We start from the raw sequence: 25,312 nt of genomic DNA, 5'->3' as shown, positions 1-25,312 counted from the left end.
TTTGGCGATATTATTTGTTTCCGAAATTTGAACACGCTACTAATGATGAAACATTAGGATTACTTTCCAACAAAGAAGCTAAAAGTTATTTTAGTTTCAAGCTGCGAGGAAATTAAAAAGGATTTTGAACAACCTGCTGAAAAAAACTCTTAGCCATGACACCTGATTGTCAATCTGTAAATGACTGAGTGACTGAAAATAGCAGCATTTGAATTTATCAAACGACTTCCTCTAGAGAAAAAATCACAGCCTTACTGAACGATAAAGTAAAGTTCTATGATCCTAAAAATATCTTTACAAATTTTTTTCTAAAGACACACCAGTTTATTGGGAAGTTTTATATTCGTTTTTAAATAAATAGCCTGCTTGTATAGCAGGCTATTTTAAGTGTGGCTAAAACAAAACTATTTTAAACAAAAAATTCAATAAGTTACGTAATCAATAGATCGCCATATGATTACGATGAATCATTTCCAAAGAACGAGCTTCACCTAAAACTTGATGAACTTTATCTGACGCTAAACCTTTGACAATATCTGCTGAACGAGAGCTAAAATTAACACGTCCAACAGCAACACGATGTCCATATTGGTCTACACATTCAACCACATCACCACGTTCAAAATGCCCTTCAACAGCCTTTACACCTACTGGCAACAAACTACGATGGTTCTCTTTAATGGCTTTCACTGCACCATCATCCAACACCAAACGACCTGCTGTTTGTAAATGTGCTGCTAACCATTGTTGATGCGCTGTGACACGGTCATCATCGGTAATGAATAAAGTACCCAACAATTCACCCGACATTAAACGAGCTAAAACATTGTCGCTTTCGCCACTGGCAATCAAGGTTGGGCAACCAGATTTTGCAGCCAAGCGTGCAGCACGAACTTTGGTCAACATTCCACCACGTCCGAACTTACCACCACCGCCTGCCATATCAAACAACGTTTCATCCATCGCACGAACCGTATGGAATAGTTTTGCATTTGGATTTGAACGAGGGTCAGAATCAAACATACCTTGTTGATCTGTCAAAATGATCAGTAAATCTGCATGTACTTGACCTGCAACCATCGCTGCCAATGTGTCATTGTCACCAAAACGAATTTCATCAGTAGAAACTGTGTCATTTTCATTGATCACTGGAATTACACGCCAATCAATTAAATTTTGCAAAGCATCGCAAGAATTTAAATAACGACGACGATCTGCGAGATCATCATGGGTTAATAAAACTTGTGCAGTTTGAATGGTATGGTTTTCCAAAACACTTGACCATGTTTGGATTAAACCCATTTGACCAATAGCAGCACAAGCTTGCAGACTGGGTAGATCGGTGGGTCGGCTATCTAGCTTCATGCGAACCATCCCTTCAGCCACAGCACCTGAAGACACAAGAATAATCTCATGCCCTGCATTGTGTAGATCTGCAATTTGTTTCGCCCAATGCGAAATTGCTTCCAAATCTAAACCTTGCCCATTTGCTGTGAGTAAAGATGATCCGATTTTAACAACGATACGTTTTAAAGCCTTGAGCTGACGCTGCCCATCTACCACTTCTATCATCTTGTCCTCAGTTCCTTTCCTAAGCCGATGTACTTAGAAATTAACGTACGTAGTGCACTTCCATTTCGCCATCATCACCGTCATCGTCTTCATCATCATCTGCCAACATACCTGCCAGACGTTGTTGACGACGCATTTCACGATAAGCTTCTTTTGCTGCAATGGTTTGTTCACGTGTTTCAGCTTCTAACTGGTCACGGAATGCTTTCATTTTCGCTGCATATTCTGGATCTTCTGCTTCCAACTCACGTTGTTGTTCGATTTGATCCATCAGATAATACACAACAGGTTTTGTTCCTTCTTCAAGTAAACCTGAAGTCTTGAATACTGGACCATCCCATTGTAATTCTTCAAGAATATGATTACACCATTCTTCTTGAGTATCATCACTCAACTGGTCGAGTTTGTTTAAAACAAGAACAATTGGTAATTGCGCCAATGTTGGAGAGAATTTTTTCAATTCTTCCATAATCGCTTTTGCATTATGTGCAGGATCTGAACCATCAATCGGTTGCACATCAACAATATGTAAAAGAATACGTGTACGTGCTAAATGTTTAAGGAAACGAATTCCTAAACCTGCACCTTCTGACGCACCTTCAATTAAGCCTGGAATATCGGCCATGACAAATGAACGATGACGATCTGCATCAACCACACCTAAGTTAGGTACCATGGTTGTAAATGGATAATCTGCAACTTTTGGTTTTGCCGCGGAAACTGCACGAATAAAGGTTGATTTACCTGCATTTGGCATACCAAGTAAACCAACATCCGCAAGAACTTTAAGTTCTAAACGAATTTCACGGTATTCACCTTTAATACCATGTGTACACTTACGTGGTGAACGGTTTGTCGATGATTTAAAATGAGTATTGCCTAAACCACCATCGCCACCAAGTGCGACTAAAACCTTTTGACCATCTGCAACCAAATCGCCAATAATATCGCCTGATTCAGTATCCACAATGGTTGTTCCGACTGGAACTTTAAGCGTTACAGACTCGCCACCACGACCAGCACAGTTTGCACCAGAACCATTTTTACCACGTTCAGCACGAAATCTACGGGTATAACGATAATCTACCAAGGTACTGGTATCGTCATCGGCTTGGATATAAACCATCCCACCACGACCACCATCACCACCATCTGGACCACCAAATGGTACGAATTTTTCACGGCGAAAACTAGCTACGCCATTGCCACCGTCGCCAGCCTCTACGGTAATGACTGCTTCATCAACAAAGCGCATGCTGCCAATCCTCTGAAATCTTTAAAACCGCATATTCTGCCATATTTTGAAAAATTTCTCGAATAGTATTATTCAGCTTATGATGAATTTTCTTTAGCTTTCATGGTAATTCACCATAAAAAGACGATAAGCGATTGCTTTATGGTTGTTTTTTATTCATATTTTTATATAATATTTATCTTGAAAAACTAACAACAGTGATCAACTTTATTCTGAACAAGTCTAAAATTTTTCTGTAATTGCTTTTTTTAATGTTGTGACTTTCTCATCTCAAAACCAATTAAAGGATTTCTATATTGCCTATAGTCCAAATCAGCGCTGCGCTTGGACCCGCAGAATGTGAACTTGCTGTTAAATACACTTTGCAAGAAATGCAAAAACAAGCGAAAACTCAAAAAATTCAACTCGACATCATTGAAAGTCATGAAACACCATATGGCTATTCATCACTTTTATTAAATATCGCCCACGATGCCCAAACATGGTTAAACACATGGCTGGGGACAATTCAATGGACATTCCAAAGTCAAATTCGTCCAAATCATAAACGTAAAAATTGGTTTGTCGGTATTACGCAGTTTGAAACACCTCAGCAACTCCCAAGTGATGACACGATTGTTTTTCAAGCCTGTCGTGCCTCAGGTGCGGGTGGGCAACATGTAAATACAACGGATTCAGCCATTCATGCAACGCATGTCACATCTGGAATCAGTGTTAAAGTTATGTCTGAACGTAGTCAACATGCCAATAAGCGTTTGGCAAAACAATTAATTGCTTTAAAATTACAGCAACAACTTGAAAATAGTCATGCACATCATAAGCAAACACAGCATTTACAACATGCATTGATTGAACGGGGTAATGCTGTGAAATCGTTTAAAAAGTGAAATATCTAGACTTCTTACCGTCTTACCATTAAGTCGTAAGTCGAGTGATGAAACGCTTTCATTCACAATGGAAACGCCCTCTCCTTTCTAAAAGAAAAAAGGATTTTCTATATTAATTTTACGACTCATTTCCGATCATTTTTTGAATTTTGCAAGAAGCCTATTCTCAAAACTTTTCATTAAACACACATCTCAAAATCAAAGCATTAAAAAGGAAGCCGAAGCTTCCTATTTAATTAAATCAATTGAAAAATAGTGTATTAGCTTAATGCTTTTGCAGGTTCATCCTTTGATTCTTCAAGCATTTTGCGATCAACTTCAGCCGGATTATTCAATGCATTATTAAACTTTTCCATATCTAATTTCCCTACCCATTTAGCCACAACAATCGTCGCTAAAGAGTTACCAATCAAGTTGGTCAACGCACGTGCTTCAGACATAAAACGGTCAATACCCAGAATCAGCGCCAAACCAGCTACAGGAATATTTCCTACCGCTGCCAACGTTGCCGCCATCACGATAAAACCTGAACCTGTTACACCCGCTGCACCTTTCGATGAAATCAACAATACAGCAAGTAATGTAAGTTCGTGCCAAATGTCTAGCTGAGTATTGGTTGCTTGCGCAATAAAGATTGCAGCCATTGTCAGGTAAATAGAGGTACCATCTAAGTTGAACGAGTAACCTGTTGGAATAACCAAACCGACAACTGATTTTTCACACCCTGCGATTTCAAGTTTTTTCAACATACGAGGTAGTACAGATTCTGAAGAAGATGTACCTAAAACAATCAATAATTCTTCACGAATCATACGGATCATTTTTAAAATACTAAATCCACAGAAACGACTGATTGAACCTAAAATGATGAAAATAAATAATAAACAGGTCACATAGAAGCACAAAATTAATTGGAATAATTGCGCTAAACTGCCGATACCATATTTACCAATCGTAAATGCCATCGCACCAAATGCACCAATCGGCGCAAGTTTCATAATCATATTTACAATGTTAAAGAACACATGAGAAATTTGATCAATCAACTTCAATACAGGTTTACCCGCATCACCTAATTTATGTAATGCAAAACCGAACAATAAAGCAAATAAAAGAACTTGCAGAATTTCACCTTCTGCAAATGCGCCGACAACCGTATTTGGAATAATGTGTAAGAAAAATTCAACCGTAGATTGTGATGCACCTGACTCTACATACTTACTGATACCACTGGTATCTAAAGTAGCAGGGTCAACGTTCATGCCCACACCGGGTTTAGCGATATTGATCACCACTAACCCAATGATCAGCGCAATGGTAGAAACTACTTCAAAGTAAAGCAGTGCAATACCACCTGTCTTACCGACAGATTTCATGCTTTCCATACCTGCAATACCACTTACAACCGTACAGAAAATTACTGGTGCAATAATCATTTTAATGAGTTTAATAAACGCATCGCCCAATGGTTTTAGTTGTTCACCTAAACCTGGGACATGTTTTTCAACACCATTGATGAGTTGAGTGCCACTCGGGAAATAATGCCCGACCAACACACCCAAAATAATAGCGACAATCACCTGAAAATAAAGTGATTTATACAGTGGTTTTTTAGCCATAATCTTAACTTCTGTCTTTATTTCTATATGCAGAAATATCCGTCTTTTCACGTGCGTGAATAGCACACGCCCTTAAGTCCCTTTATACGACAAGGGGTGGGAGAAAAATTTTGAAAATAAAAATCCCTTCAGAAGACATCAGTTTTCTGAAAATCATGCATAGTAGCGACACGCTAGTTATGTGTAGTGTTATTTGAAACTATTTATAAGAAAATTAAAATAATTCCAAATAAATGTAGATCGGGAGATAATAAATATCAAAAATATAAAACGAGCTAAGTTTAATCAATTTTCTTTAATCAAACTTCCGTGGATTGCGAGAGTGTTTAATTATCCAACGATTTATTATTAGACCTTAGTCGAATAAAACATAGCACTATATTTTCCAATCAAATTTATGTCATAGTGTCTCACACACTGCATCGATCAAATTTGTCATTTCATCATGAACACAAAACGTAATCTTTATAAAGACTTTGAGCATCCATTTGCACAATATGTTCGTATTGTTGGAAAGGGTAAAAACGGCGCACGATCATTAACTTATGACGAGGCCTATGATGCTTTTTCAATGATTTTAAAAGGCGAAGTTTTAGATGTTCAGCTTGGTGCTTTTTTAATGTTACTCAGAGTGAAAGAAGAATCTGTCGATGAACTGACTGGATTTGTCCAAGCCACCAAAGACCAATTAAATTTCCAACCTTTAAGTGTAGATTTAGACTGGTCATCTTATGCAGGTAAACGCAAACATTATCCGTGGTTTTTACTGGCTGCACTGACGCTTTCCAAACATGGTTACAATATTGTTATGCACGGGGCTTCTGGACATACCATTAACCGTGTTTATACTGAACAAGTCTTAGAATATTTAGGCTACCCAATTTGCCAAAATGAACAACAAGTTGCAGAACAATTAAAAACTCAACATTTTGCGTATATACCACTTGAAGTCATTTCTCCAATCCTAAGCGAGTTAATTAGTCTTAGGAATGTGATGGGCTTACGCTCTCCAATTCATACACTTGCACGTTTAATCAATCCATTTAATGCGAAAGCAACTTTACAAGCCATTTTCCACCCTGCTTATCGTAGTTCACATCAACAAGCTGCTTTTAAATTAGGTTATCAAAACAGTGCTGTGATTAAAGGCGAAGGTGGTGAGTTTGAACGTAATCCAGATGCAAAAACGTTGATTTGTGGTATTAAACAAGGCGAACTGTATGAATATGAATTGCCTAAACTGACGGATAATCGTAGTCCAGTTGAGGAAGAACTTGATTTAGCTGTTTTTAAAGCTGTTTGGGAAGGTTCACAAAATCATGAATATGGTGAAGTTGCAGTCACTGAAACCATCGGAATTGCACTATATACCATGGGTGTGGTGAATAGTTTTGATGATGCGATGACAAAAGCAAAAGTGCTTTGGGCGACACGTTTTTAAACGACTGCTTTAAAAATCTATAAATAACCGTTTAACACATCTTTTATGAATCACAGCTATTTATTTTATAGCTGTGATTCAACATTTTAATCTATTACACAAAACGAATCGGCTTAAACTCAGGCTCAGGCACGTGTGAATCACACTCTTCACCTTCTTCTTTATGCCCTTTGTCGATATAACCTGTACGCTGTTTTTCAGGTACGTTTTGATGTTCCCAAGCGATTACCGCTTGCATACACGTTTGGCGTTGCTCAGCAGTTAAAGCAATACCATTGGGCCATTTACCAATTTCGACTGCCGTTTTTAAACGCTCAACAATATCTGCATCTAAAATAGAAAGCATTTGTTCAATATTCATGGTCAATCCTGCTGAAATGAATCAAAATCTTGGTTCCAACCAAGTTTAGTACGACATGCCATATAGAAGTCATAACCTGGCGGATGTAAGAGTATTAGTTTGAATGGATGTTTACGAATATGCAAACTATCGCCGACATTTAATGAAACACTGTGTTGCCCATCGGCACTGACCATGGGCAATACACGATTTTCACGAATCAAAATTTTAATTTCACTCTGCCCACCAACAACGATAGGACGTGATGATAAGGTATGCGGATGCATTGGGACTAAGGCAATGGCATCCATACTCGGATGTAGAATAGGCCCACCGCCCGATAATGCATAAGCAGTCGAACCTGTTGGTGTCGAAACAATCAAACCATCACTATGCTGACGATATACATATTGTCCGTCGATATTTAATTCAAAATCAATCATATGTACTGATTTACCAGAATGGAGCACCACGTCATTCAAAGCAATTGCATCATAAATCGTTTCATTTTTTGTACGAATTTCAATTTCTAATAAGAAGCGACGATCCAGTTGGAAATCACCTTTTAAAACTTGATCAAGTTTAAAAATCACTTCTGTTGGCTTAATATCGGTTAAAAAGCCCAAACGGCCACGGTTCACGCCCAATACAGGTGTATTGTATTTCACCAAGGCACGTGCAGCATGTAACAAAGATCCATCACCACCCACGACAATGACAAGATCAGCAACTTCGCCAAGTAAAGCTTTGCTCACTTTTTGCGTATTCTTATAAGGAACAAGCTCTGCTGTATCTGTATCGAAAATGGGATGCAAACCTAGACTAAGTAAATGATCATGGATAAGGCATAGTGTATCGACTACAGAGTTTTTATCTGGTCGCCCAATTAAACCGATGTTACGAAATGTCTTTGGTGAAATTTGCACAGGTGCTGTGGCTCCATTGAAATTCTGAGCTATAATAACACTTTCAGAATATTTTTATAAAATCATTCCTCAATGAAAAATAATCGGAATGTTTAAAAAGTCTTTAAATTTGTGTATTTCACAGTTTTATTATTGCAAATTTAAGAAAAGCTTCGCATGATTAACGAAAATAAACTGGGCATTATCATCTATATATGAAGACCGAACGTGGTATTGGCTTAATTGCATTGATTTTTTGTGTATTAGTCATTGCAGCATTTCTTGCATTTAGTATTTATTTAATTAAGCTCGACAATGTGATTCGGGACAAATTTGAAGGCAATCGCTGGGATATCCCTGCGAAGGTTTTTGCTCGTCCTTTAGAAATCTATGCGACTGCGCCAATTGCCCAAAGTGAATTTGAGCAAGAACTCAAATTACTCGGTTATAAAAGTAGTGACAGTTATACCAAGTCTGGTAGCTATCTGACTCAAGCAAACTCTGTCTATGTACATACCCGTGGTTTCGACTTCGGCGATAGTGTTGACCCTGAACAAGTTCTACAAGTCACTTTTACAGATGATACCGTTGCCGATGTGAAAGCAACAAAACCAACCAACACAGGTATTGCCCGTTTAGAACCAATGTTGATCGGCGGTATTTACCCGCAACACAATGAAGATCGTGTTTTAATTAAATTAGATAAAGTGCCTAAACCTTTAATCGAAGCATTGATTGCGACCGAAGACCGTAACTTCTACCATCATCATGGTATATCATTCCGTGGTACAGCTCGAGCAATGGTCAGTAATGTCACAGGTGGAAAGCGTCAAGGCGGCTCAACCCTGACTCAACAGCTCGTTAAAAACTTTTTCTTAACACCTGAAAAAACCTTAAAACGTAAAGTCAATGAAGCATTGATGTCGTTATTATTAGAATTACACTATAGCAAAGATGAAATTTTAGAAGCCTACCTAAATGAAGTAAACTTGGGTCAAAGCGGTAACTATTCTGTAAATGGTTACGGTTTAGCTTCACAATTTTACTTTGGTATGCCATTACGTGAACTGAATATTTCCCAACAAGCCTTTTTAGTTGGTTTAGTCCAAGGCCCTACTTTATATAACCCTTGGAAAAACCCTGAAAGTGCTAAAAAACGCCGAGATATTGTACTCAACAATATGCTGGTTATGAGGTATCTCGACCAAGCTCAATATGAAAAAGAAATTGCTCGTCCATTAAATGTTGTAAGTAAACCAACAGTAGGTACAGCAAGCTTCCCTGACTTTTTAGATATTGTACGTCGCCAATTAAAAACAGAATATCAAGAATCTGATTTAACCAATCAAGGTTTAAGAATTTTCACGACACTTGATCCAATTGCGCAAACCAAAATCCAAAATAGCTTTAGAGAAACTGTAAGCCGTTTAGCCAATGCCAATCCTGCACGATTGAAAGATTTGCAAGGTGCAATTTTAGTTTCACATCCTGAAAATGGTGAATTGATTGCAGCAGTCGGTTCAACCCAAGAATTTACAGGCTTTAACCGTGCTTTGGATGCAAAACGTCAAGTGGGTTCATTACTTAAACCTGTGATTTACTTAAGTGCTTTAGAATCAGGCCGTTATAATTGGGCCAGTCAAATTGAAGATTCACCAATCAGTTTAACCGTTGAAGGCAATAAAACCTGGACGCCGAAAAACTACAGTGGCAGTGGTTATGGCTATATTCCTTTAGCTCAAGCACTTGCAAATTCATATAACTTATCCGCAGTTCGCTTAGGTAATGAATTTGGCATTTCATCATTTAGAAATAACTTAACTAAATTTGGTGTGACCTCAAAAGTACCGAACTATCCTTCTATTTTCCTTGGTGCAGTCGATATGTCGCCTATGGAAGTGTTAAATATTTATGGGAACTTTGCTACAGGCGGCTTTAAATATCCCAATAAAGCCATTCGCACCGTGGTTGATGCAAATGGACAACTACTTGAACGTTTTGGTTTAAATGTTCAACAAACGATAGATCCTGCTGCTGCCTATTTATTGAATTATGGTTTACAGCAAGTAATGAGCTCAGGTACGGGTAAAGCAGCTTACAACACCCTTCCTGCTGATTTAAAACTTGCAGGTAAATCTGGAACAACCAATGATACACGCGACTCTTGGTTTGCAGGCTACTCAGGCAATCATTTAGCGATTGTATGGTTAGGTTTGGATAATAATAAAGTGACTGGCTTAACAGGTTCATCAGGTGCATTACCTGTATGGATTAATGCAATGAAACAATTACGTCAAAAACCAGTGAACTTACGTCAGCCTGATAATATTTCGTGGCAATGGATTGATTCTGCAAGTGGTGAATTGTCTGCACAAGGTTGTAGTGGTGCAATGTACATTCCATTATTGCGTCAAACTGTACCCAATAGCGCAACTGAATGTGGTATGCCGCATTATCAAGTGGATCCACAATACATTCCCGATACACAACAAAACGCATCTCAACCCCATTCAAGCGATAGTATAGAAAACTATATTCGCGAAAGTGAAACTGACATGGATCAAGATTTGTCAAATTCTAGAGGACGTGTCATTTCAAGTGGTAGTTATCAAAACTAGAACATGATCTCGTCATAGTTTGGTTTTGATGAGAGTTTGCTGACCTTGCATCGTCATCAAGAAGGATGAATTGTCAGCAGACTCTAAAGTTTAGATGAGTACTTATGATTAATCGTTATACAAAATATATCGTCGGTTTAACTGTAATGATGACTTTAGCAGGCTGTCAAACGGCACCTCAATACAAGTCTAAAGCCACCAAACCTGTTGAAAAACCGAAAACCTCAAAACCCGCTGTACCTACACCAGATGGTGTGAAAATCACACCTTATGATCATCCTGAAATAAAACGTCAAAAGATTCCTGTGGTTATTCCTCAACAAAAAGCTTCGACACAGTCACTCGATGATGGTCAAGGCAATCCCGCTTTTAAAAACTTAATGCAACAAACGCAAGTGGCATTTCAAAAAGGTCAATGGGATATTACTGAACGTAGTGCATTGCAAGCTCAACGCCTCGCACCTCAATCTGCGGAAACTTTTTTATACCTTGCACGCATTGCCAATCAGAAAAAGCAGTACGCCAACGCTGAATCACTGGCACGGCGTGGTTTAGGTTTTGCTCAAAGCACGACACAGAAGAAAATGTTTTGGAATGTTATTTTACAATCAGGACAGCAACTGAAGAAGCAACAAACCGTTGCAGAAGCATTGCGTCAACTGCAAAGTTTGTAATTAACCCTTTCATTTCAAGCTAAATTAAAAATGACGAATTCCTGCAACCCCATACGCATGATTGTGTTGTGCGAATTGTAAATCACTTTGAGTCAACCCACCGAGTGCAAAGACAGGAATGTCACAGGTCTTTGCATAATCTGCAAAACTCTCCCAACCCAATGCAACTGCGTCAGGATGTGTTTGTGTTTTTAAGACCGGACTTAAAGTCACTGCGTCAAAGCCTAATTGCTGCGCATGTTTTAAAGACACTATATCATGACAAGCGGCAATACAACGAATTCCGATAGGTAATTGCCCTACTGTTAAATTCATCAATTGATGCTGTTTAAAATGGATCGTGGTGATCTTTTTTTGCAATGTTTCAGATAGTTGTTGCCATAGATCAATATTTACCATCAATTGAGATAAATCTTGATGATCCTCATTATCGAACTGTTGTAATTGCTCAACCGTATTTTGATCGGCTTCTATTCTCCAATAAAAAAGTTGATCCTTTTTTTCAGCAGCATAAGTCGATAATTGATCAGAAATTTTAATGTGATCTGACCAATATAAACGTTGAATAATACTCTTATTCGCCTTAGGAAAATTTAGTTCTAATAGCTGATCACGTGTGTACCAAGCCCACGGCGTTTGAATATCTGTTAAATATTTTTCTGGAACAATCGCATGAAAAATATGTAAGAAAACCTCTACATCCTCATAGTCATGATGAATCACATCAAAGGCATGCCATTGTTGAATACCAATTCCCACTTCTTCAAATATTTCTCGACGACATGCCTCCACAGGGCTTTCCCCTTCTTCGACCTTTCCACCAGGAAACTCGTGTTTATTGCCCTGATGTTGCCCTGCTTTGCGCCAACCAACCAATACTTTTCCACGATGAAACAATAGCCCGATCGCAACATCAATCTTGGGTTTAAACATAAATTCGCTCATCCAAAGTTTTAAGAATTGTAAGTAATTATAGATATTTTATAAATCATAAAAATTATCGTTGACAGATCTATTCGATAATGATTATCATTTAAATCACTTGAACAGCACCCCACTCGGAGTAATAACAATGAACGCACCTTTTAGCCTATTTACACGTAATAACGAAGCACATCAATCTCTGCCAATGTTACATTCAAATAATTTATTTGCCCTAGGACGCGAAATCCGCATTATGCATGCAGGTGAAGAATATCGTTTACGTTTAACACGTAATAACCGTTTGATTTTAACCAAATAACTAGAACAACAAGTTTCAAAACAAAAAACGTGGGAACAAGCAGTATGAATCAGCGCATACTGCTTTTTAATGATTACTTCGAACATTATATTAACGTAAATATACACTTACATTTAGACCGCCATATTCCGACGATGAAAATTCAATCTGCCCTTGGTGCAACGCAATAATTTTCTTACAAATCGATAAACCTAAACCAGAGCCTTGCGTTTGAGTACCTAAAGCCCGATAAAAGCGTTCACCTAGCCTGTCCAATACGTCCTGCGAAATCCCTTGCCCATCATTTTCAATTTCATAGAAAATTTGATTATTTAAATGTCCAAAACGAATATAAATATGACCCAGCACGGGAGTATAGCGAATTGCATTGTCGATTAAATTTCGAATACAAATGAAGATTAATTCTGCATTTGCGTAAATATCTGATGCTTCACGATCAATATGAATTTGAATTTGTTTTTCATTGATCAACGGCTCAAGTGCTTTCAAAACATCTTGCGTTAAAGTCTCCACGCTGACCCAAGTTCTTGGCAACTGGGTTTCATCCATTGGATCTAAACGTGCCAGTAATAATAAGTTTTCTAATACCTGTGTTCCGCGATTCACATCATGTTGAATCAATTGTAATTGCGCTTTTAATTCAGGTATTTCAGCATATTGACGTTGTAAAAGTTGTAGCCGTAACTGAATCGCAGAGAGTGGTGAACGTAACTCATGTGATGCATCGGCAGTAAATCGTTGTTCTGCCACTAGAGCCTGATCTAACCGAGTCAGCATTTGATTTAACTGATTGACCATTGGTTGTAATTCTTTTAACTCAGGTCGTGGTTGATTTATCAAACTGAGATCATTGGCACTTTTATCTGCAATATCTTTAGACAATTGCTGAATCGGTTTAAATTGTTTTTGAATAAGAAAATGTGAAATTAACCACTGTACAGACCATAACCCCAACAAAATAAGTAAATAACTTAAAAAGCTGTGTTTTAAATCCTTAAAGCGAATACTTAGCGGTTGTATCACATGGACATTCAATTTTGTTTGGTGGTCAAAAACTTGATAACTCCGCAATAAGCGATCACCCGACCAAATAAATGAGTAATCATCCTGCTGGGCAAAAATTCTTGGATTTTGAGTATGAAGATCAAATTGAGTCGATTGGGTTAAAAGCATATTTTGATTTGATAATTGATATTGAATATCAAATTCATCACTCAACTCATCTATTTGTGAACCTGCGCTTGAACTTAAATCTGAAATCATCAGCATATCTGCAATTTCGTCCATAATTTCATCTTGAACTTGCATGGTTTGATATGCTGAATGGGCGATTAATAAAATGAATGCAACAACTCCAGCAACCACTGAGCTCAGCATCGAAGTTTTAATCAGTTTAGATTGTAATGACACTGCTTGTGGAATCATTTTAGATCCTGCATTTTCAATCATGTCATTCACTTTTTCCTTGATTCATGCGATAACCCAAACCACGGATTGTTTTAATGAAATGACTTCCTATTTTCTTACGTAATTGATAAATAAAAACGTCAATCGCATTACTCTCAATTTCATCTCCCCATGCATAGAGTGACTCTTCAAGTTGCTCTCGGGTCACAATATGCTCTGGTTTGACCATCAATCGATATAAAATCTGAAATTCTTTTGCAGTCAGATTTACAAGCTGATCGTCCAGTAAAACGGTCTTTGCTTGAACATCTAAACTCAGGTTTACGTATTTGATTACATGCTGTCCTGAAGTTTGCGCCTGTCTCAATTGCGCACGTACACGAGCAGATAATTCTTCAAGGCTAAATGGTTTAACCAAATAATCATTTGCGCCTAAATCTAAACCTTGCACACGATCTTGAATACTGTCTTTTGCCGTGAGAAAAATCACAGGAATATCACTATACTTTTGTTTTAAAATTTTTAGAATTTCATCACCTGAAGCTTTGGGTAAACCACGATCTAACAACACACAATCATATTGATGTTGTTCTATTGCCAAAATTGCATAATCACCACGCTCTACCCAATCAACATTATAGCCATCCATTTCTAGCCAAGCTTTAATGCTCTCAGCTTGTGATACATCGTCTTCTGCCAGTAATAAACGCATCTAAAATCTCTCAATCATTGATCATATTTTATGGTTATAACGCTACTTTACATCAAAAAACCACATGATGGACTCATGTGGTTTTGGGAGACTGAGTACAAAGCCGCTTATTGCTTTATCTCAATAGACAGAACTTAAAATTTAACGCTATCTACATCAATTTCAACACGTTTAGCGGGTTTATAATCTACATCTACTTCACCAATCAACGTCACAGTGGTATTGGCTGAAATGGGTTTACCTTGCCACAATTCATCATCAATATCGACAGTGATTGAACCTGTATTATCACGGAATTGGTACTTCTCATCCCCAGTGGCTTTTACAACATGACCACGCAGTTGAACCTTAGTATTATCTTTCAACGTTAACGCTTGCTTCACTGTGATTAAACTCGGTGTCAACGCAGATTGATTCACCGCTGTATTTGCAGTTGCAAATGTTGTTGCACCAATTAAACCTACGGCTAAAACTGCTTTATTGAGTAAATTCATGGTTAAACCCTCATCATCTATATCGTTTCAATGAGGTTATTTAAACAAATAAACATGAGGCGAATCTTAAGATTTCCTCATGTTCAAATTTAAGCAAATTTCAATTCAACGCTATATTCACAATTTTATATTTATAATGCTTAGTTTAACGGCACAACTCTCAACACTTCTTCTAACGTTGTCGTACCCTCAAGCACTTTTCGAGCACCACTAATTCTTAAGGGTTCAATCCCTTCTTTCTTCGCCTGAGCACGTAAATCATCCAAAGTTGCATTGGCACTGATTCTTTGCTTTGCCTCTAAGCTTATAGGCATAAACTCATAAATCCCCACACGTCCCTTATAACCAGTATGACGACATTCTTCACAACCTACGGCTTTAAAAACAAAACTAGGCATTTTAGTTTGATAACCAAAAGTTAAATGCTTCCACTCTTGCTCATTGATAAACGTTTCTTGCTTACAATGCGGACATAATTTTCTCACCAAACGCTGTGCAAGTACCCCGAGAATGGTTGCAGCTGTCAAAAACGGCTGAATACCTAGGTCATGTAAACGCGTCAAACTCGAAGGTGCATCATTGGTATGCAAAGTTGATAAGACTAGATGACCCGTCAACGCCGCTTGAATCGCCATATTGGCCGTATCTTGGTCACGAATCTCACCGACCATGATAATGTCAGGATCTTGACGCATTAATGCACGAATACCATCTGCAAAACCCAGTTCAATCCCTTGATTAACCTGCATTTGGTTAAAACTTGGCTCTAGCATTTCAATTGGATCTTCGATGGTACAGACATTGACTTGTTCAGTTGCCAACTGTTTCAGTGAAGAATATAAAGTCGTGGTTTTACCCGAACCCGTTGGGCCAGTCACGAGAATAATACCGTGACTATGCTGCGTTAAACCATTCCACTGTTCTAATAAATGTTCATCAAAACCAAGTTGCTGGAAACTACGTACCAAAACCTCTGGGTCGAAGATACGCATCACCAACTTTTCACCAAATGCTGTCGGTAAAGTTGAAAGACGTAATTCGGTTTCTTGTCCTTTCGGTGTACGTGTTTTTAATCGCCCATCTTGAGGTTTACGCTTCTCAGCAACATTCATACGACCTAAAATTTTAATACGTGAAATCACAGCGGTCAGTGTACTTGCTGGCATATTGTAAATGGTATGCAATACCCCATCGATTCGAAAACGGATCTTACCTTTTTCTTTACGTGGTTCTAAGTGAATATCACTCGCACCCTGCTCAAAAGCAAACTGTAAAACCCAATCGACCAGTTTGACAATGTGTTGATCATTGGCATCTGGATTTTGCGTATCACCCAATTGTAAAAGCGCTTCTACACCTTTATTTTCTTTATCGTGCAAACCTGATTTTTGTGAAGAACTGACCGCTTTACTGACTTGATAATACTCAACCAGATAGCGTTGCAATTGCTCAGGATTTAAAACCACACGTTCAATTTTTTTAGGACTTAAACTGCGTTCTAAATTATGTACCCAATCTGTGGTAAAAGGCTGCGCCGTACCAATCAGAATAGTGTCCGCAGTCACCCCAACCGCTAAAATTTTATTTCTCAGTGCAAACTCTTGTGACATTACACCTGTCAAAGACGTTACATCTGCTTTTAAAGGATCTATGGTGAATAAATCTAGTTTAGATTTTTCAGCCAACCACTCCGTTAAATTCGTCAATGTTAAACGTTTAACGGGATCTTTTGCATCGACCAGTTTAAAACTCGCAATCCATTGCAAAGGATGCCACTTCAACTGATCACGTTGTCGATGTGTGGTTTGTACCAATAGCTTTTCGCGCTCTGTAATTCGACCGTCTTTTAATAATTGTTCTAAACACCATGTTGTATCGATTTCAAAATTAAATTGCATTGTTATATCCCCAAATCTAGACCTACTATAACAAAAATGAGTCTTTGAGTTTCTTTCATTTTAAATGATTTACGAATAACAAAGTCTAAGCACAAAATGAATTAGGCATATATAAATTTAGAATAAATGCACATAGCGATTTGATTCGTTCATTCAATCCATAGTGGCTTGAATCGTAGAGAATATAAATTTAGAGAATGGATAATTTTGAAAATAAAAAAGAAATTTTAAAAAATACTGAAATTCGGCATCAATCTATAAAGAAACAATTGAATTAAATTTTTATGATTAGCTTCTTCTCTTCAGTTTTTATATTTTACTTATTCAATCTAAGCGATCAGCTCACTTGTAAAAACGCTGTTGTATAAATTACATGGTGAATGATCAAACACCATGCAACTTATACAACAAATAGGCAACCCACTAAATAACCAATCAAGATTATTGAGCAGTATAACCACCATCCATCACAACAGCTTGACCAGTCACACCACCTGCTTTTTCACTTGCCAAGAAAATTGCATAATCAGCAATCTCATCAACACTAAGCAAACGTTTTTGTGGCACCATTGCCAAAATAACATCTTCAAGCGCACTGCTTTCACTGACATTACGAGTTTTCGCAAGATCAGCAATTTGACCGCGAACCAGTGGCGTATCTACATAACCCGGACACAATGCATTCACGGTAATACCATCACGAGCAGCTTCAAGTGCCGCAACTTTGGTCAAACCAATGACGCCATGTTTCGCACTGTTATAGCCCGATTTTCCAGCAAAACCAATTAAGCCATTGATCGAAGCCATATTGATCACACGACCATACTTTTGCGCTTTCATGATTGGAAATGCATGCTTGATACCGATAAAAGAACCGACGAGCATAACATTTAACAATTTTTGAAAAGTTTCAGTTGGGAAATCTTCAATCGATGCAACATACTGAAAACCAGCATTATTGATCAAAATATCTAATCGCCCATATGTCTTATGTGCTAAATCAATCGCAGCACCGTAGGCTGCTTCATTCGACACATCACAAGGAGCAGATAAGGCATCAAAACCTTCATTTTTCAGCGCCAAAACTGTTTCATCGCACTTTTCACTATTCATATCAGAAATAACGACTTTTGCACCTTCCAAGGCAAATTTTTTCGCTATTTCCAATCCAATTCCACTTGCTGAACCTGTGATAAATGCAACTTTGTCTTTTAGAGTTTGACTCATTATTTACTCCCTATTTCAAAATATTTTCTACAAAATTACACAATGCCGAACCATGTAAATGCTGCAATCGCAACAAATACGGCAATTGTTTTAATCACTGTAATCGCAAAAATATCTTTATAAGATTGTTTATGTGTAAGCCCTGTTACAGCAAGTAAGGTAATAACAGCACCATTGTGTGGAAGCGTATCCATACCACCAGACGCCATCGCAACAATACGATGCATCACTTCAGGCGGAATACCCATTGCAGTAATTGCAGCATTATATTGATCTGCCATCGCACTCAGCGCAATACTCATACCACCTGATGCTGAACCTGTAATACCAGCTAACACTGTTGTGGTCACAGCACCATTGACCAAAGGATTCGTGAAGGTATGACCCAAAGCATGACTAATCACAGCAAAGCCCGGAAGCGCCGCAATAATGGCACCAAAACCATATTCAGATGCAGTGTTCATCACAGCCAATAACGAACCACCAATACTGGCATTTACACCTTCTTTAAAGCTGCTATACACACGACGGAAATCGAATAAAATAGCGGTAATAATACCAACGATTAAAGCTAGACCCACGGCCCAAATTGCCGAAGTTTTCGCAACATCAACTGTATAATTTGCAAGACCAATCGCATTAAAATCAAAGCCGTTTGGATACCAAGTTTTGATTGCAGTTGATAGGTATTTATTGGTTACAGCCACTAAAATCAGTGGTACGAACGCCATGAATTGACGTAAGCCAGAACCATTTGAGAGATCAGTAGAAGCATTGTCTAATAATTGTTGTTCAGCAGCAGTCAGTGTAATACCTGAAGCAAAACCATCACCATTACGTGCAGCCACACGACGACGCCATTCAAGATAACTTAAACCAACACCTAGAACAAAAATCGCACCGATAATACCGAGGAAAGGCGCGGCATAAATATCTGTACCAAAGAAAGTCGTTGGGATCACGTTTTGGATTTGTGGTGTTCCTGGAAGCGCATCCATCGTAAAGGTGAATGCACCTAATGCAATTGTGCCTGGAATCAAACGCTTAGGAATATCTGCTTGTTTAAAGAGTTGATTTGCAAATGGATATACTGCAAATACAACCACAAACAAACTCACACCACTATAAGTTAGAATTGCGCCAAGCAATACCACTGTCAGCATGGCATTTTTAGAACCAATCAATTTAACAATGGTTTTTGCAATCGATTCGGCAATACCAGACATTTCAACGACTTTACCAAAGATCGCACCCAGTAAAAACACAAGGAAATAGTCTTTAATAAAACCGACCATTTTCGGCATGAATACGCCTGAATAAAATGGTAAAACATTTGCTGGGTTAATCAGTAATACGGCTAATAAGGCACAGATTGGTGCCATAAGAATTACAGAAAATCCTCTGTAAGCTGTATACATCAACAGCCCGAGAGAAAGTAAAATTACACCTAAATCCCACATATTTTACTCCATCCTTAAAGAATATATGTCCTTTTACAGCTTGAATATTTCTTTCAAATATATTTTCGAGACATTAAAATCCATTAATATCAATTTGTTAAATCACATTTAACAATAAAGACTACCTGTCAATTGGCTTAACTTTGTCAATTCCAGCTTCGATAAAACGATGAATATTGATAAATCAAAGTAAGCATATTCAATTTATTGATTAAACTATAATGCATTTAATTCAGCTCATTATTTCAAAATAATCATTGAGTAATAAGAAAAATTGATTAATCAAATCTAAAATATTACATAAAAAATGCGCAGTAAAATTTACTCAAAATTTGAACTCATTCACTTTATTTGAGCAAAAAAAATTCACGAGAAATACCAACTTTTCATATATTTACAAAACCATGTCTCTATCTGTTTTAAACTTGTTCACTTATACTCTTTTGGAGTCGTTTGATACTGATAATTGATCAAACGATCAATATTTTAGAAATTGTATGATTCTAATGATTGCAGATAAATCTATGCCTTTGTGATTTTATGCATTCGGAAAATTTGACTAGGTTAAATCATGACACTTAAACAATTAAAAGCCTTTTTAGTTCTTGCACGCACTTTAAATTATGCCAATGCGGCTGATGAACTTTGTTTAAGTCAATCTGCTTTAAGCCTAAGTATCAAAACTTTAGAAGAAGAATTGGGTGGGAAATTATTTAAACGAAATACCCGTCGTGTAGACATTACCACTGAAGGTCTATCTTTAATTCCCTATGCAAAAAAACTATTGGCGAATTGGGAGGATATGGAAAAAGATGTTAAGCAACGTTTTAAACTGCATCGCGGTACTTTAAATATTGCCTCTATGCCCTTTGCTACACATGCTGTTTTACCCTCAGTAATGCATGAATTTTCCAAACTGCATCCAAATATTAGTTTTTCTATACATGATGTGACCAATGAAAAAATTATCGAAAAGGTACAAGAAGGTATTTTTGAAATTGGCATTTGCTATGAACCCAAACACAGTGAGCAACTGACCTTTAAATTGGTATTTAAAGAAGACTTTGTCGCATTGGTACCCAAAGATCATGCTTTAGCAAAACGTAAAAGTGTATCGATGGCAGAATTATGTTCCTACCCTTTCGTGACCTTACAAAAACCTTCGATTATTCGCCATGTTATTGAACAAACATGCATTGAAAACAACTTAGTTTTAGACCTAAAAGTTGAATGTCATCAAATTAGCTCATTGTCTCACTTTGTTGCTTATGGCATGGGTGTCACAGCAATACCAAGACATTTCCAAAAATTTATTGATAAAGAGCAAAATGTTCTGATTGAAATTGATGAAGGAAATGTCCATTTACCGCTTGGGGTGATCTATAAAAAAGATTTTGAACTGTCTAATATTTCAACACAATTTATCGAAACATTATTGAAGCACCGTTTTTAAACCATTATTTTCAATTGAAAATAGTGCGATCAAATTTCACCCTGATATCAAAGCGACTGTGTGAACCTGTTTTGAGAAACAACTGAGTATCTCAAACTCAATACATCTTTAAATTAAAAAATTAAATCTATTCTTTCCCCCATTTATAGATCAAAATTTCCAACCTTTTTAAAACTCACTTGCGATAGTTTCGTTATATTTTGCCTCATTAAAAGATTAATGAGTTTTTCTTATTACACGTTAAAAACATTCAATTTCTAAAAAATGTCCTCAATGCTAATAATAAAATATACAAATGGACATAAGGTAATCAGGATGAATAAAGTTGTAGCAAATGCTCAAGATGCTTTAGCAGATATTGTTGGCAATAATCAAACCATCGCTGTAGGCGGTTTTGGCTTATGCGGTATTCCTGAAGCGCTAATTGATGCGCTAAAAGAAACAGGTGTGACTGGCTTAACTTGTATTTCAAATAATGCGGGTGTCGATGATTTTGGTTTAGGAAAATTATTGCAAACCAAACAAATTAAAAAAATGATCTCGTCATATGTCGGTGAAAATAAAGAATTTGAACGTCAATACCTCAACGGCGAACTTGAAGTAGAACTGACTCCTCAAGGTACTTTAGCCGAAAAATTACGTGCAGGCGGCGCAGGTATCCCCGCATTTTTCACGCAAACAGGTGTAGGTACACTGATTGCTGAAGGTAAAGAAGTTCGTGAATTTGATGGTAAAGAATACATTTTAGAACCATCTTTAACTGCCGATATTGCACTAATTAAAGCTTATAAAGCTGATAAAGCTGGCAACTTAGTGTTCCGTAAAACCGCACGTAACTTTAATCCTGAATGTGCTATGGCTGGGAAATTCACAATTGTTGAAGTTGAGCAAATCGTTGAAATTGGTGAGATTGATCCTGATGATGTGCATTTAGCAGGTATTTACGTGAACCGAATTGTACTCAATCAAACACCTGAAAAACGCATTGAACAGATGACTTTAAAAGCAGCGGAGGCTTAAATCATGGCTTGGACACGTAATGAAATGGCACAACGTGCTGCACTTGAACTTGAAGATGGTTTTTATGTGAATTTAGGTATTGGTCTGCCGACACTGGTTGCTAACTATATTCCTGAAGATATTGATGTTTGGTTACAGTCTGAAAATGGTTTATTGGGTATCGGTGAGTTCCCAACTCAAGATACAGTCGATGCAGATTTGATTAATGCGGGTAAACAAACCATTACCATGAAAAAAGGTGCTGCTTTGTTTTCTAGCGCGGAATCTTTTGCCATGATTCGTGGTGGACACATCAATATCACTATTTTAGGTGCGATGGAAGTTTCTGAAACTGGTGATCTTGCGAACTGGATGATTCCGGGAAAGAAAGTCAAAGGTATGGGCGGTGCTATGGATTTAGTTGCAGGTGTGCAAAAAATTGTGGTACTGATGGAACACAATGCAAAAGATGGTAGCCCTAAAATCGTCAATCAATGCAGTTTACCTTTAACAGGTAAAGGTGTCGTAAATCGTGTCATTACAGATTTGGGTGTAATGGATATTACCTCTGAAGGTGTTAAGTTGGTCGAACTTGCTACCGATGTGAGCTTGGATCAAATTCAAGCTGCGACAGGTGTTGAGTTGATTACGAGTGGTTTGTAGTTGTTTCAGTTTGAAGCAGCTTCGGCTGCTTTTATATACCCTAGGTTCGTATTTTTGAATTAGTTGCGATTTGTATATATTACTTGCAGTTTATTCAACTATTATTTATCTGGATCTACATCCCATAAATAAGAATTCGGATTTGCATATTCACCACTTTCAATAACTGGCTGAATCTCCAACTGTTCCACCAACAACAGCGCCAATCGCAGCTGTCAGGTCTCGGATTTGAGTTTTTACATCCTCAGGTAATAAATTCGGAATAAACTCGCCATTCTCATTTTGGTAGGCAGGGTTGTCTTTATACTGATTGGTAAGATAATCCGCTGCTGCTTCACTCGCAACTGCTGCACTGCCTCCTGCGATCGGATCACTACCATTAACATAGGCTAAAACTCCTCCTAATATCGCATGGCTTACCAGTTGAGCTGCGGTGTTTTTTTATCTTCACCATGTCCAAACTGCCCGCCAATCACTTGTGCTGCGTATGGTGCAAGGGTATTGGCTACAACTTGTAGATCTGTTTGTCCACCAAGTGCACCTGTGACTGCCATCGTGACTGCATTCACAGCTCGACTCTTGTCTCCACCCATGCCCCACGGTTATCTTGAAATTAGCCTCATTTAGAATCATATCGACTATCTAACACAATATATGGCTCTGCAATTTCCTCCCAAACTTGACGTGCCATACCCTGCCATTTAGCCATATCATTTACATAATCCCTTTCCTTCCAATCCTTTGGTTCCATATGTTGAAGATATTGTCTAATTAGTTTAACTGATAAGTTAAAATCATCTTTACTTAGATCTTCAAAAGTATAAAACTTCGAATATTCACTCTCTTCAGGTTTAATACTTTCATGTAATTGCGGATAATCTAATAAAAATACTTCATCTAATAAATCACCAAATGCATCCCAATAATCACCATTCACAAAATCACCAGTTCTCTGAAAATTTGACGATTTTTGACCGTTATCATTCATTCCAATAAATAAACTTGCTCCCATAATTACTACCTCAAAATAAGAAATTGACTTTGTTGTGATTTAGGTAATGTTTTTACATAATTCAAGAAAATTTCCTGATTTTTTGAGTTTAATACTCTAAAATCAATAGGAACAATATCTGCCTTACCTAAATGATCTTGTATTTTGTCTTTTTCAGTACCTTTTGTCATATTTTTTTCATAAAATTTATTTAGACCATCAATTTCTTTTTGATTCAACTTATCAGTTGTATACATGGCATCAACTGTTTTCCCTTTATTTGGCCCAGATGTTATTTCCCAATCAGGATTTTTAGTTGTTGTCGTTCCTTTATACTTTTCCATTGAACCTAATACTTTTTCTAGCTGTGCACCTGCTGCTGCCTCCGCTGGTTTTAATTTTCCTTGATCAGGAATATTTAGTTTAGTATGCCCTTCTAATGGTGTACTAGTAATCTTTACTTCTTTAACACCAACATTGTTTACATATATTTTAGGTACTTTATTAACATTTTTTACTGCCTCAATAGTAACCGTACCACCCTTTTTAACAACCGTGACCGTACCTGCACTTAATGCCGCTGAAAGTACATTGAGTGCTGTCGTCATTTCAGCTTTGCCCAATGCTTCAAACTCCGCTGGTGTATCTCCTACCGCATTCACTTTTACGATAGTTTTACCTGTGTCTAACATCTCACTAGGAATTTGCTTCACACCTTCATATACAGCTTTTGCTACACCTTTAGGATCATTCTTTACAGCTTCATAAACTTCTTGCGGTACATTTGGTAAGTTCTTTATATCATTTACAAATTTTGATACCGCTTGATCTTGCCCTTTTCTAAATGCTGCTTCTTGAACTACATCCATATTTTTATATTGTTCTGCGCATGCTTTATTCCAGCATAATAATGAGTTCGAGATACTTTGTTTGTATGAAGTCTTATTATTCTCCACCGCATTCTGCCCAACCACACCCGCAAGCTGTGCTTCAAACGCTGAATCTCCAACTGTTCCACCAACTACAGCGCCTATTGCAGTAGTTAGGTCTCGGATTTGGGTTTTTACATCCTCAGGCAATAAGTTAGGTTGGAACTCTCCATTGGCATCTTGATATTCTTTTTTATCCTTATACTGATTGGTGAGATAATCCGCTGCCGCTTCACTTGCAACTACGGCACTACCTCCAGCAGTTGGATCACCGCCATTCACATAAGCTAAGGCCGCTCCCAATATCGCATGGCTTGTTAGCTGTGCTGCGGTGTTTTTATCTTCGCCATGTCCAAACTCTTTACCTATTACATTAGCAGCGTATGGTGCAAGGGTATTGGCTACAACTTGTAGATCTGTTTGTCCACCAAGCGCACCTGTCACTGCCATGGTCACAGCATTCACTGCTCGACTCTTGTCTCCGCCCATACCCCAGTCTTGGTTTGCTTGACTTGCCTTAGCGTA

The 25,312-nt window shown here is 37.7% G+C and carries 21 protein-coding genes and 2 pseudogenes; 8 read left to right on the top strand and 15 right to left on the bottom strand.

The genetic code is table 11. The annotated features are described in order from the left end of the window. Nucleotides 1-438: 438 nt before the first annotated feature. Entirely contained in the window at nucleotides 439-1,572 is a 1,134-nt protein-coding gene (proB, locus tag ACY45D_RS06605) for a glutamate 5-kinase (RefSeq protein ID WP_010112862.1), read from the bottom strand. A 40-nt stretch (nucleotides 1,573-1,612) separates the two neighbouring features. After that, nucleotides 1,613-2,827, bottom strand: coding sequence for an Obg family GTPase CgtA (gene cgtA / locus ACY45D_RS06600; RefSeq protein ID WP_463108969.1), 1,215 nt, complete (start codon nucleotides 2,825-2,827; stop codon nucleotides 1,613-1,615). Between the two features lie 296 nt (nucleotides 2,828-3,123). Between cgtA and prfH the strand changes: the two genes are divergently transcribed. Then, nucleotides 3,124-3,714 carry a peptide chain release factor H gene (gene prfH / locus ACY45D_RS06595; RefSeq protein WP_463108968.1) on the top strand — a complete coding sequence of 197 codons (591 nt, stop codon included), beginning with the start codon at nucleotides 3,124-3,126 and terminating at the stop codon, nucleotides 3,712-3,714. A 260-nt stretch (nucleotides 3,715-3,974) separates the two neighbouring features. On the opposite strand, the gene ACY45D_RS06590 is transcribed toward prfH, so the two are convergent. Continuing rightward, nucleotides 3,975-5,333 (bottom strand): dicarboxylate/amino acid:cation symporter, encoded by a 1,359-nt coding sequence (locus ACY45D_RS06590; RefSeq protein ID WP_463108967.1) that lies wholly within the window; start codon nucleotides 5,331-5,333, stop codon nucleotides 3,975-3,977. Nucleotides 5,334-5,778: 445 nt separating this feature from the next. Between ACY45D_RS06590 and ACY45D_RS06585 the strand changes: the two genes are divergently transcribed. After that, nucleotides 5,779-6,774 (top strand): glycosyl transferase family protein, encoded by a 996-nt coding sequence (locus tag ACY45D_RS06585; protein WP_463108966.1) that lies wholly within the window; start codon nucleotides 5,779-5,781, stop codon nucleotides 6,772-6,774. A gap of 94 nt (nucleotides 6,775-6,868) precedes the next feature. On the opposite strand, the gene ACY45D_RS06580 is transcribed toward ACY45D_RS06585, so the two are convergent. Next, complete coding sequence (locus tag ACY45D_RS06580; RefSeq protein WP_463108965.1) at nucleotides 6,869-7,135, bottom strand: YeaC family protein; 267 nt, start codon at nucleotides 7,133-7,135, stop codon at nucleotides 6,869-6,871. 2 nt (nucleotides 7,136-7,137) lie between these two features. After that, a complete protein-coding gene (locus tag ACY45D_RS06575) occupies nucleotides 7,138-8,040 on the bottom strand; it encodes an NAD(+) kinase (RefSeq protein WP_407923969.1) in 903 nt (300 codons plus the stop codon). A 194-nt stretch (nucleotides 8,041-8,234) separates the two neighbouring features. Between ACY45D_RS06575 and mrcB the strand changes: the two genes are divergently transcribed. Continuing rightward, nucleotides 8,235-10,637 carry a penicillin-binding protein 1B gene (gene mrcB / locus ACY45D_RS06570; RefSeq protein ID WP_463108964.1) on the top strand — a complete coding sequence of 801 codons (2,403 nt, stop codon included), beginning with the start codon at nucleotides 8,235-8,237 and terminating at the stop codon, nucleotides 10,635-10,637. Between the two features lie 104 nt (nucleotides 10,638-10,741). Continuing rightward, on the top strand, nucleotides 10,742-11,311 hold the full coding sequence (locus ACY45D_RS06565; protein ID WP_463108963.1) for a tetratricopeptide repeat protein: 570 nt from the start codon (nucleotides 10,742-10,744) through the stop codon (nucleotides 11,309-11,311). A 24-nt stretch (nucleotides 11,312-11,335) separates the two neighbouring features. On the opposite strand, the gene ACY45D_RS06560 is transcribed toward ACY45D_RS06565, so the two are convergent. Then, nucleotides 11,336-12,244: an NUDIX domain-containing protein gene (locus tag ACY45D_RS06560; RefSeq protein ID WP_463108962.1), complete on the bottom strand. Its 909-nt coding sequence runs from the start codon at nucleotides 12,242-12,244 to the stop codon at nucleotides 11,336-11,338. 139 nt (nucleotides 12,245-12,383) lie between these two features. On the opposite strand from ACY45D_RS06560, the gene hemP reads away from it, so the two are divergent. Continuing rightward, on the top strand, nucleotides 12,384-12,554 hold the full coding sequence (gene hemP / locus ACY45D_RS06555) for a hemin uptake protein HemP (protein ID WP_010112877.1): 171 nt from the start codon (nucleotides 12,384-12,386) through the stop codon (nucleotides 12,552-12,554). Nucleotides 12,555-12,644: 90 nt separating this feature from the next. Here the strand turns inward: hemP and ACY45D_RS06550 are convergent, their stop codons facing one another. The 6 genes from ACY45D_RS06550 to ACY45D_RS06525 form a co-directional block, all read right to left on the bottom strand. Then, the gene (locus ACY45D_RS06550; protein ID WP_463108961.1) at nucleotides 12,645-14,003 is read right to left on the bottom strand and encodes a sensor histidine kinase; all 1,359 of its coding nucleotides are present in this window, start codon (nucleotides 14,001-14,003) and stop codon (nucleotides 12,645-12,647) included. 1 nt (nucleotide 14,004) lies between these two features. After that, nucleotides 14,005-14,673, bottom strand: a complete 669-nt coding sequence (locus tag ACY45D_RS06545) for a response regulator transcription factor (RefSeq protein WP_463108960.1) — start codon at nucleotides 14,671-14,673, stop codon at nucleotides 14,005-14,007. Nucleotides 14,674-14,807: 134 nt separating this feature from the next. Next, a complete protein-coding gene (locus ACY45D_RS06540) occupies nucleotides 14,808-15,167 on the bottom strand; it encodes a NirD/YgiW/YdeI family stress tolerance protein (RefSeq protein WP_463108959.1) in 360 nt (119 codons plus the stop codon). Nucleotides 15,168-15,307: 140 nt separating this feature from the next. Beyond that, nucleotides 15,308-17,065, bottom strand: coding sequence for a type IV pilus assembly ATPase TfpB (gene tfpB / locus ACY45D_RS06535; protein WP_463108958.1), 1,758 nt, complete (start codon nucleotides 17,063-17,065; stop codon nucleotides 15,308-15,310). A 441-nt stretch (nucleotides 17,066-17,506) separates the two neighbouring features. Beyond that, the gene (locus tag ACY45D_RS06530) at nucleotides 17,507-18,292 is read right to left on the bottom strand and encodes a 3-hydroxybutyrate dehydrogenase (protein ID WP_463108957.1); all 786 of its coding nucleotides are present in this window, start codon (nucleotides 18,290-18,292) and stop codon (nucleotides 17,507-17,509) included. A gap of 35 nt (nucleotides 18,293-18,327) precedes the next feature. Then, nucleotides 18,328-19,752, bottom strand: coding sequence for a GntP family permease (locus ACY45D_RS06525; protein WP_463108956.1), 1,425 nt, complete (start codon nucleotides 19,750-19,752; stop codon nucleotides 18,328-18,330). A 571-nt stretch (nucleotides 19,753-20,323) separates the two neighbouring features. Between ACY45D_RS06525 and ACY45D_RS06520 the strand changes: the two genes are divergently transcribed. The 3 genes from ACY45D_RS06520 (at nucleotide 20,324) to ACY45D_RS06510 (ending at nucleotide 22,867) form a co-directional block, all read left to right on the top strand. After that, nucleotides 20,324-21,205: a LysR family transcriptional regulator gene (locus tag ACY45D_RS06520; protein WP_463108955.1), complete on the top strand. Its 882-nt coding sequence runs from the start codon at nucleotides 20,324-20,326 to the stop codon at nucleotides 21,203-21,205. A 315-nt stretch (nucleotides 21,206-21,520) separates the two neighbouring features. Further along, entirely contained in the window at nucleotides 21,521-22,225 is a 705-nt protein-coding gene (locus ACY45D_RS06515; protein WP_463108954.1) for a CoA transferase subunit A, read from the top strand. A gap of 3 nt (nucleotides 22,226-22,228) precedes the next feature. Beyond that, the gene (locus ACY45D_RS06510) at nucleotides 22,229-22,867 is read left to right on the top strand and encodes a 3-oxoacid CoA-transferase subunit B (RefSeq protein WP_463108953.1); all 639 of its coding nucleotides are present in this window, start codon (nucleotides 22,229-22,231) and stop codon (nucleotides 22,865-22,867) included. A 165-nt stretch (nucleotides 22,868-23,032) separates the two neighbouring features. On the opposite strand, the pseudogene ACY45D_RS06505 reads toward ACY45D_RS06510, so the two are convergent. The 3 genes and pseudogenes from ACY45D_RS06505 to ACY45D_RS06495 form a co-directional block, all read right to left on the bottom strand. Further along, nucleotides 23,033-23,466: pseudogene (locus ACY45D_RS06505) on the bottom strand (VENN motif pre-toxin domain-containing protein); the annotation flags it as partial. A gap of 20 nt (nucleotides 23,467-23,486) precedes the next feature. Then, nucleotides 23,487-23,879 carry a hypothetical protein gene (locus ACY45D_RS06500; RefSeq protein ID WP_463108952.1) on the bottom strand — a complete coding sequence of 131 codons (393 nt, stop codon included), beginning with the start codon at nucleotides 23,877-23,879 and terminating at the stop codon, nucleotides 23,487-23,489. 5 nt (nucleotides 23,880-23,884) lie between these two features. Continuing rightward, nucleotides 23,885-25,288, bottom strand: a pseudogene (locus ACY45D_RS06495) (VENN motif pre-toxin domain-containing protein); the annotation flags it as partial. Nucleotides 25,289-25,312: the final 24 nt, after the last annotated feature.

The organism is Acinetobacter sp. BZX-2, assembly GCF_055179795.1.
This window is presented reverse-complemented; position numbering and strand designations above follow the sequence as displayed.

Excerpts from the sequence above, each read along its gene's own strand:
- proB (WP_010112862.1), bottom strand. The coding sequence starts at position 1,572 with ATGATAGAAGTGGTAGATGGGCAGCGTCAGCTCAAGGCTTTAAAACGT.
- cgtA (WP_463108969.1), bottom strand. The coding sequence starts at position 2,827 with ATGCGCTTTGTTGATGAAGCAGTCATTACCGTAGAGGCTGGCGACGGT.
- ACY45D_RS06590 (WP_463108967.1), bottom strand. The coding sequence starts at position 5,333 with ATGGCTAAAAAACCACTGTATAAATCACTTTATTTTCAGGTGATTGTC.
- ACY45D_RS06585 (WP_463108966.1), top strand. The coding sequence starts at position 5,779 with ATGAACACAAAACGTAATCTTTATAAAGACTTTGAGCATCCATTTGCA.
- ACY45D_RS06580 (WP_463108965.1), bottom strand. The coding sequence starts at position 7,135 with ATGAATATTGAACAAATGCTTTCTATTTTAGATGCAGATATTGTTGAG.
- mrcB (WP_463108964.1), top strand. The coding sequence starts at position 8,235 with ATGAAGACCGAACGTGGTATTGGCTTAATTGCATTGATTTTTTGTGTA.
- ACY45D_RS06565 (WP_463108963.1), top strand. The coding sequence starts at position 10,742 with ATGATTAATCGTTATACAAAATATATCGTCGGTTTAACTGTAATGATG.
- ACY45D_RS06560 (WP_463108962.1), bottom strand. The coding sequence starts at position 12,244 with ATGTTTAAACCCAAGATTGATGTTGCGATCGGGCTATTGTTTCATCGT.
- hemP (WP_010112877.1), top strand. The coding sequence starts at position 12,384 with ATGAACGCACCTTTTAGCCTATTTACACGTAATAACGAAGCACATCAA.
- ACY45D_RS06550 (WP_463108961.1), bottom strand. The coding sequence starts at position 14,003 with ATGATTGAAAATGCAGGATCTAAAATGATTCCACAAGCAGTGTCATTA.
- ACY45D_RS06545 (WP_463108960.1), bottom strand. The coding sequence starts at position 14,673 with ATGCGTTTATTACTGGCAGAAGACGATGTATCACAAGCTGAGAGCATT.
- ACY45D_RS06540 (WP_463108959.1), bottom strand. The coding sequence starts at position 15,167 with ATGAATTTACTCAATAAAGCAGTTTTAGCCGTAGGTTTAATTGGTGCA.
- tfpB (WP_463108958.1), bottom strand. The coding sequence starts at position 17,065 with ATGCAATTTAATTTTGAAATCGATACAACATGGTGTTTAGAACAATTA.
- ACY45D_RS06530 (WP_463108957.1), bottom strand. The coding sequence starts at position 18,292 with ATGAGTCAAACTCTAAAAGACAAAGTTGCATTTATCACAGGTTCAGCA.
- ACY45D_RS06525 (WP_463108956.1), bottom strand. The coding sequence starts at position 19,752 with ATGTGGGATTTAGGTGTAATTTTACTTTCTCTCGGGCTGTTGATGTAT.
- ACY45D_RS06520 (WP_463108955.1), top strand. The coding sequence starts at position 20,324 with ATGACACTTAAACAATTAAAAGCCTTTTTAGTTCTTGCACGCACTTTA.
- ACY45D_RS06515 (WP_463108954.1), top strand. The coding sequence starts at position 21,521 with ATGAATAAAGTTGTAGCAAATGCTCAAGATGCTTTAGCAGATATTGTT.
- ACY45D_RS06510 (WP_463108953.1), top strand. The coding sequence starts at position 22,229 with ATGGCTTGGACACGTAATGAAATGGCACAACGTGCTGCACTTGAACTT.
- ACY45D_RS06500 (WP_463108952.1), bottom strand. The coding sequence starts at position 23,879 with ATGGGAGCAAGTTTATTTATTGGAATGAATGATAACGGTCAAAAATCG.